Origin of the sequence: Gilliamella sp. B2717, assembly GCF_026536675.1 — a bacterium.
Lineage (GTDB): Bacteria > Pseudomonadota > Gammaproteobacteria > Enterobacterales > Orbaceae > Gilliamella > Gilliamella apicola_I.
This window is the reverse complement of the sequence record NZ_JAFNNQ010000075.1, coordinates 1-7,081: the sequence shown is the minus strand read 5'-3', so window position 1 is coordinate 7,081 and position 7,081 is coordinate 1. Positions and strand designations below refer to the sequence as shown.

The 7,081-nt window shown below is 39.0% G+C and carries 7 protein-coding genes and 4 pseudogenes; 5 read left to right on the top strand and 6 right to left on the bottom strand.

The window, feature by feature from the left end; genetic code table 11:
* Nucleotides 1–62 precede the first annotated feature (62 nt).
* Nucleotides 63–140, top strand: a pseudogene (locus J3U35_RS06855) (hypothetical protein); the annotation flags it as partial.
* A 30-nt stretch (nt 141–170) separates the two neighbouring features.
* On the opposite strand, the pseudogene J3U35_RS06850 reads toward J3U35_RS06855, so the two are convergent.
* Nucleotides 171–566, bottom strand: a pseudogene (locus tag J3U35_RS06850) (helix-turn-helix domain-containing protein); the annotation flags it as partial.
* 87 nt (nt 567–653) lie between these two features.
* On the opposite strand from J3U35_RS06850, the gene tetC reads away from it, so the two are divergent.
* On the top strand, nt 654–1,247 hold the full coding sequence (gene tetC / locus J3U35_RS06845) for a tetracyline resistance-associated transcriptional repressor TetC (RefSeq protein WP_000428546.1): 594 nt from the start codon (nt 654–656) through the stop codon (nt 1,245–1,247).
* A 112-nt stretch (nt 1,248–1,359) separates the two neighbouring features.
* Here tetC and tet(B) read toward each other — a convergent pair whose 3' ends face one another.
* Entirely contained in the window at nt 1,360–2,565 is a 1,206-nt protein-coding gene (gene tet(B), locus J3U35_RS06840; RefSeq protein WP_001089072.1) for a tetracycline efflux MFS transporter Tet(B), read from the bottom strand.
* Between the two features lie 81 nt (nt 2,566–2,646).
* On the opposite strand from tet(B), the gene tetR(B) reads away from it, so the two are divergent.
* On the top strand, nt 2,647–3,270 hold the full coding sequence (gene tetR(B) / locus J3U35_RS06835) for a tetracycline resistance transcriptional repressor TetR(B) (RefSeq protein ID WP_000088605.1): 624 nt from the start codon (nt 2,647–2,649) through the stop codon (nt 3,268–3,270).
* Here the strand turns inward: tetR(B) and J3U35_RS06830 are convergent.
* Genes J3U35_RS06830 through J3U35_RS06820 form a run of 3 tightly spaced genes read right to left on the bottom strand, consistent with a single transcriptional unit; the run spans nt 3,248 to nt 4,641 of the window.
* Nucleotides 3,248–3,934, bottom strand: coding sequence for an ArsR/SmtB family transcription factor (locus J3U35_RS06830; protein WP_001284954.1), 687 nt, complete (start codon nt 3,932–3,934; stop codon nt 3,248–3,250). The genes tetR(B) and J3U35_RS06830 overlap by 23 nt on opposite strands.
* 7 nt (nt 3,935–3,941) lie before the next feature.
* Nucleotides 3,942–4,328: a hypothetical protein gene (locus J3U35_RS06825; protein ID WP_000460651.1), complete on the bottom strand. Its 387-nt coding sequence runs from the start codon at nt 4,326–4,328 to the stop codon at nt 3,942–3,944.
* Complete coding sequence (locus J3U35_RS06820; RefSeq protein ID WP_000562370.1) at nt 4,321–4,641, bottom strand: antibiotic biosynthesis monooxygenase family protein; 321 nt, start codon at nt 4,639–4,641, stop codon at nt 4,321–4,323. Before J3U35_RS06820 ends, J3U35_RS06825 begins: the two co-directional genes overlap by 8 nt.
* A 443-nt stretch (nt 4,642–5,084) precedes the next feature.
* On the opposite strand from J3U35_RS06820, the gene gltS reads away from it, so the two are divergent.
* Nucleotides 5,085–6,290 carry a sodium/glutamate symporter gene (gene gltS, locus J3U35_RS06815; protein ID WP_000599533.1) on the top strand — a complete coding sequence of 402 codons (1,206 nt, stop codon included), beginning with the start codon at nt 5,085–5,087 and terminating at the stop codon, nt 6,288–6,290.
* Between the two features lie 230 nt (nt 6,291–6,520).
* Nucleotides 6,521–6,640 (top strand): annotated as a pseudogene (locus J3U35_RS06810) (LysR family transcriptional regulator); the annotation flags it as partial.
* A 15-nt stretch (nt 6,641–6,655) separates the two neighbouring features.
* Here the strand turns inward: J3U35_RS06810 and J3U35_RS06805 are convergent.
* Nucleotides 6,656–7,021: pseudogene (locus tag J3U35_RS06805) on the bottom strand (transposase); the annotation flags it as partial.
* Nucleotides 7,022–7,081: the final 60 nt, after the last annotated feature.

The window sequence follows — 7,081 nt, the reverse complement described above, 5'->3', positions numbered from 1 at the left end:
AGTTCGACAGCCTCATTTTCGCAAAGACGTGCAGCAACCTGTCTGTAACGACTATCAAGCTAAGGGAAGACTTACTCGTGGCTGCAACCCTACTAGCTCAAAATTTATTCACACATGGTTACGCTTTGGGGAAATTATGAGGGGATCTCTCAGTGCATTGCCTCCAATTCCCATAATTTATTACGCCGATAATAACTTGGTGTAACCTTAAAAATGTACTTAAATCGACGTGTAAAAGATTGTTGGGAATCAAATTGATATTTTAATGCGATCTCAAGGATAGTTTTTTTCGTCAACCTCAACTCAACAGCCGCTTTCGTCAAACGACGAGCACGAATATAGCTAGCCAGTGTGACCCCTGTTACTTTTTTGAACAGCCGCTGAAAATACCACTTGGTATAACCCGCTTTATTCGCCACATCATCAAGCAGTAAAGACTGATCTAAATTATGTTCAATCCATAATAGAACATCTTTGATAACCGTTGTATGAAACTGCTTATCATCATATCTTAATTGGATGTTATTAGCTTTATTTTGATAGCGAGAATGCTGTTCAATATACATAAAATAACCTAAATGTTCTTAAGATTGTCACGACCACATCATCATGATACCATAAACATACTGACGGTATGTTATTTTAAATCTATCATGGAAAATAAAAATCATCAACAAGAAAATTTTAAGAGTACCTATCAATCACTGGTTAACTCAGCACGAATATTGTTTGTTGAAAAAGGCTATCAAGCTGTTTCAATAGATGAGATCTCGGGAAAAGCGTTGGTGACCAAAGGTGCCTTTTATCATCACTTTAAAAATAAAAAACAATTACTCAGTGCCTGTTATAAGCAGCAATTAATTATGATTGATGCCTACATCACAACAAAAACTGATTTAACAAATGGTTGGTCTGCCTTAGAAAGTATATTTGAACATTATCTTGATTATATTATTGATAATAATAAAAACCTTATCCCTATCCAAGAAGTGATGCCTATCATTGGTTGGAATGAACTTGAAAAAATTAGCCTTGAATACATTACTGGTAAGGTAAACGCCATTGTCAGCAAATTGATCCAAGAGAACCAACTTAAAGCTTATGATGATGATGTGCTTAAAAACTTACTCAATGGCTGGTTTATGCATATCGCAATACATGCGAAAAACCTAAAAGAGCTTGCCGATAAAAAAGGCCAATTTATTGCTATTTACCGCGGCTTTTTATTGAGCTTGAAAGATAAATAAAATAGATAGGTTTTATTTGAAGCTAAATCTTCTTTATCGTAAAAAATGCCCTCTTGGGTTATCAAGAGGGTCATTATATTTCGCGGAATAACATCATTTGGTGACGAAATAACTAAGCACTTGTCTCCTGTTTACTCCCCTGAGCTTGAGGGGTTAACATGAAGGTCATCGATAGCAGGATAATAATACAGTAAAACGCTAAACCAATAATCCAAATCCAGCCATCCCAAATTGGTAGTGAATGATTATAAATAACAGCAAACAGTAATGGGCCAATAACACCGGTTGCATTGGTAAGGCTCACCAATAATCCCTGTAAAGCACCTTGCTGATGACTCTTTGTTTGGATAGACATCACTCCCTGTAATGCAGGTAAAGCGATCCCACCACCAGCCAATAAAATTAAAACAGGGAAAACTAACCAACCTTCAGATATAAACGCTAAAAAGGCAAATGCACTACTATCTGCAATAAATCCGAGCAGTACTGCCGTTTTTTCGCCCCATTTAGTGGCTATTCTTCCTGCCACAAAGGCTTGGAATACTGAGTGTAAAAGACCAAGACCCGCTAATGAAAAGCCAACCATCATGCTATTCCATCCAAAACGATTTTCGGTAAATAGCACCCACACCGTTGCGGGAATTTGGCCTATCAATTGCGCTGAAAAATAAATAATCAACAAAATGGGCATCGTTTTAAATAAAGTGATGTATACCGAATTCGATTGCGTCTCAACCCCTACTTCGGTATCTGTATTATCACGTGTATTTTTGGTTTCACGGAACCAAAACATAACCACAAGGAAAGTGACAATATTTAGCAACGCAGCGATAAAAAAGGGACTATGCGGTGAAATCTCTCCTGCAAAACCACCAATAATAGGCCCCGCTATTAAACCAAGCCCAAAACTTGCCCCTAACCAACCGAACCACTTCACGCGTTGAGAAGCTGAGGTGGTATCGGCAATGACCGATGCCGCGACAGCCCCAGTAGCTCCTGTGATCCCTGAAAGCAAACGGCCTAAATACAGCATCCAAAGCGCACTTGAAAAAGCCAGCAATAAGTAATCCAGCGATGCGCCTATTAATGACAACAACAGCACTGGGCGCCGACCAAATCGGTCAGACATTTTTCCAAGCCAAGGAGCAAAGATAACCTGCATTAACGCATAAAGTGCAAGCAATACGCCAAAGTGGTTAGCGATATCTTCCGAAGCAATAAATTCACGTAATAACGTTGGCAAGACTGGCATGATAAGGCCAATCCCCATGGCATCGAGTAACGTAATTACCAATGCGATCTTTGTCGAACTATTCATTTCACTTTTCTCTATCACTGATATGGAGTGGTAAAATAACTCTATCAATGATAGAGTGTCAACAAAAATTAGGAATTAATGATGTCTAGATTAGATAAAAGTAAAGTGATTAACAGCGCATTAGAGCTGCTTAATGAGGTCGGAATCGAAGGTTTAACAACCCGTAAACTCGCCCAGAAGCTAGGTGTAGAGCAGCCTACATTGTATTGGCATGTAAAAAATAAGCGGGCTTTGCTCGACGCCTTAGCCATTGAGATGTTAGATAGGCACCATACTCACTTTTGCCCTTTAGAAGGGGAAAGCTGGCAAGATTTTTTACGTAATAACGCTAAAAGTTTTAGATGTGCTTTACTAAGTCATCGCGATGGAGCAAAAGTACATTTAGGTACACGGCCTACAGAAAAACAGTATGAAACTCTCGAAAATCAATTAGCCTTTTTATGCCAACAAGGTTTTTCACTAGAGAATGCATTATATGCACTCAGCGCTGTGGGGCATTTTACTTTAGGTTGCGTATTGGAAGATCAAGAGCATCAAGTCGCTAAAGAAGAAAGGGAAACACCTACTACTGATAGTATGCCGCCATTATTACGACAAGCTATCGAATTATTTGATCACCAAGGTGCAGAGCCAGCCTTCTTATTCGGCCTTGAATTGATCATATGCGGATTAGAAAAACAACTTAAATGTGAAAGTGGGTCTTAAAAGCAGCATAACCTTTTTCCGTGATGGTAACTTCACGGTAACCAAGATGTCGAGTTAACCACCCTTTAGATTCATAAAGCGAAAATAATGCGGCTCCAACGTACCCACCTAAATGGAAACGGCGTTCACTCCAATCTAAACACGCACAACAGATTTTACGTGAATGTTTGGAAGGAACGTCAATTCCCATTTCATGAAAATATTGAATACCACTTAATGTGATCATTGAACCATTTTCAGTGATCCATTGCTGTTGACAAAGGGAATCATAGATCTTAACGGCAACTTCGCCAGCTAAATGATCATAGCAAGTACGTGCTTTTCGTAAATGCACTGGCGTGGAAACTTTGGCATGTACGCCATGGTTTAAGGAGATCCCCATCATACTTTCCATCAATTCAGCAATATCTTTTCCTGCTAGCCGAAAATAACGATGCTTGCCTTGAGCTACTACTGTGATTAGCTGGCAATCTAATAATTTAGATAAATGACTGCTCGCCGTTGAAGCTGATATATTCGCCACAGAACTTAGCTCAGTGGCCGTCCAAGCTCGCCCATCCATCAAAGCACTGAGTATTTTAACTCGTGAAATGTCAGACATAGCCGCCCCTATCGCGGCTATTGAGGACTCAAAGGTAACCTCTTTTCGTATTAAATTAGCCATCGCAAGTTCACTTTATTGCCCAAGGGAGCGTAACAGATGCAGCCATACTATCATTGTCCGTTATTAATATCAGTTGGTTAGCATGGTCACTGTATTGCACTAAAATATTAATGTTATTCTCCGCCAATACTCGTGCTATTTCGCCAAGTTCCCCCGGTTTTTCCTGTTTTAACTTACGAATTAATGGTGTCCGGATCGCAAGTACTAACAGTCCAGCTTGCTCTAGCGCTATTTTAGCTTCCTTTCCTTGTTCAACAAGAAAATGAGCATGGCATTCATCACCAACCGTAAATATCCCTCCCCCTTCCAATCCAATACCTTTATTACCTAATGTTTTTCCTAGTAATGCTAATTGTCCTATTTGATTATCTAAAACAACGTGAACATCAAACATTATCCTTGTCCTTTTTAAATGAATATTCGCGAGTAATATGAGCAATACTAATTTTGTAAAAATCAAATATTGACTCTCGCCCTTCTTGTTGAGCTTTCGCATGTAAAACATGATTTTTCCATTGCAGAACTGCGTATTCGTTTTCCCACCAAGATAGCGATAACATTTTTCCTTCTGTAGCTAGACTTTGAAAACGTTCAATTGAAATAAAACCAGCTACATGACTTAATAGTGGTCTTAACTCCTCAGCTAAAGTCAAATAGCGAGTTTGTTGGTCGGGTTGTATTTGCACCTCAAATATTACAGCAATCATATTTTTCTCCGTTATTAATCAACAAACAGAGTAATCCACCCGAAAATTAACACTTCGATAAGCAACGAAATATAGAAAGGTCATGCTGCTGTTTTATGTTGTATATCACACTTCTTTAAATTGCTCGGCCTGCGCTTATCATGTTCTCCTTCTCTTATAATTTTGTTTATTATTTATACTTTTTTATTTTTTGCTATCACCGAAAATAGTGCGGATCCCGCATGGTATTTAGGTTTACCCATCATTAAATACCATTGTTGTTATTTTAATCTTTTTAATATTTCATGATTAAGATCACACTAAAATTATGACCCTATTAACTAAAAGTTATGGATACCCTAATAAAACTCATTGTTAAAGATTAGTTAACCAAAGTAACTTCATTTTTCACTATTGTTAAATTGTTATAGTGAAAATTCTGGTAAACTAATAGAGGTAAAAAAATGATCCTAGATGCCAGTTATACATTATTAGTCGCATGTATCGCGCTACTCATAGGAATGTTTGTCGTAAAATTTACCCCGTTCCTACAAAAAAACCACATACCAGAAGCCGTCGTTGGTGGCTTTATTGTTGCAATTGTTCTGTTAATTATTGATAAAACATCAGGTTATTCGTTTACTTTTGATGCTTCATTGCAAAGTTTATTAATGCTCACATTCTTTTCCTCTATCGGGCTAAGTTCTGACTTTTCTCGACTGATTAAAGGAGGAAAGCCGTTAGTTCTATTAACTATTGCAGTAACGATCCTAATCGCCATTCAAAATACTGTCGGCATGAGTATGGCTGTCATGATGAATGAAAGTCCATTTATTGGCTTAATTGCAGGTTCAATTACTCTAACAGGTGGTCATGGTAATGCCGGAGCATGGGGCCCTATTCTCGCTGATAAATATGGTGTAACAGGCGCCGTTGAATTAGCGATGGCTTGTGCAACACTTGGATTAGTGTTGGGTGGTTTAGTTGGCGGCCCTGTTGCCCGTCATCTTTTGAAAAAGGTCTCTATTCCTAAAACAACCGAGCAAGAGCGCGACACTATCGTTGAAGCTTTTGAGCAACCAAGCGTCAAAAGAAAAATCAATGCAAATAACGTTATTGAAACCATTTCAATGCTGATTATCTGTATTGTTGTTGGTGGCTATATCAGTGCATTGTTTAAAGATACTTTTCTGCAACTGCCTACTTTTGTCTGGTGTTTATTTGTCGGTATTATTATCCGTAATACACTGACTCATGTATTTAAACACGAAGTGTTTGAGCCGACCGTCGATGTATTAGGTAGCGTTGCTTTATCGCTTTTCTTGGCAATGGCGTTAATGTCATTAAAATTTGGTCAATTGGCAAGCATGGCAGGGCCAGTATTAATTATCATTGCTGTACAAACTGTTGTCATGGTGCTATTTGCCTGCTTTGTCACCTTCAAAATGATGGGCAAAGATTATGATGCTGTCGTGATCAGCGCGGGTCACTGTGGCTTTGGTATGGGAGCAACACCAACAGCAATTGCGAATATGCAAACAGTCACAAAAGCATTTGGACCATCACATAAAGCTTTCCTTGTCGTTCCTATGGTCGGTGCCTTTATTGTTGATATTTCAAACAGTATCTTAATTAAAATATTTATTGAAATTGGTACATACTTTACCTAATAGCTACACACTACTCGGCGTACTTCTCCTAACAATTTATTATAGGGCAGTATGCCGAGCCGCTTTCTTACCCCGTATATTCCCCTAGTCAATCTATTTAGCTTGCACGTTTACGAATTAATTCTCGTGACAACTAAACCAAAATTTGAATTATGACGAGTATATCTGATTATTTATACTTTATTCGTTAGAATAGTCCGTAGAAATAAATAATCAGTAGGCTACATGGAATGAAATTAAGACATCTCGATATCTTTTATGCTGTAATGACTTGTGGTTCCTTAACGCGTGCGGCTGAAGTTTTACATATTTCTCAACCCGCGGCGAGTAAAGCACTCAAACATGCTGAGCACTGAGAGATCCCCTCATAATTTCCCCAAAACGTAACCATGTGTGAATAGATTTTGAGTAAGCAGGGTTGCAGCCACGAGTGAGTCTTCCCTTGTTATTGTGTAGCCAGAATGCCGCAAAACTTCCATGCCTAAGCGAACTGTTGAGAGTACGTTTCGATTTCTGACTGTGTTAGCCTGGAAGTGCTTGTCCCAACCTTGTTTCTGAGCATGAACGCCCGCAAGCCAACATGTTAGTTGAAGCATCAGGGCGATTAGCAGCATGATATCAAAACGCTCTGAGCTGCTCGTTCGGCTATGGCGTAGGCCTAGTCCGTAGGCAGGACTTTTCAAGTCTCGGAAGGTTTCTTCAATCTGCATTCGCTTCGAATAGATATTAACGGGGTCTGACGCTCAGTGGAACGAAAACTCACGTTAAGCAACGTTTTCTGCCTCTGACGC

Bases quoted from the DNA above. Each gene is read 5' to 3' on its own strand.
- J3U35_RS06825 (WP_000460651.1), bottom strand. From the start codon at position 4,328: ATGTTTGATGTTCACGTTGTTTTAGATAATCAAATAGGACAATTAGCA.
- gltS (WP_000599533.1), top strand. From the start codon at position 5,085: ATGATCCTAGATGCCAGTTATACATTATTAGTCGCATGTATCGCGCTA.
- tetC (WP_000428546.1), top strand. From the start codon at position 654: ATGGAAAATAAAAATCATCAACAAGAAAATTTTAAGAGTACCTATCAA.
- J3U35_RS06820 (WP_000562370.1), bottom strand. From the start codon at position 4,641: ATGATTGCTGTAATATTTGAGGTGCAAATACAACCCGACCAACAAACT.
- J3U35_RS06830 (WP_001284954.1), bottom strand. From the start codon at position 3,934: ATGGCTAATTTAATACGAAAAGAGGTTACCTTTGAGTCCTCAATAGCC.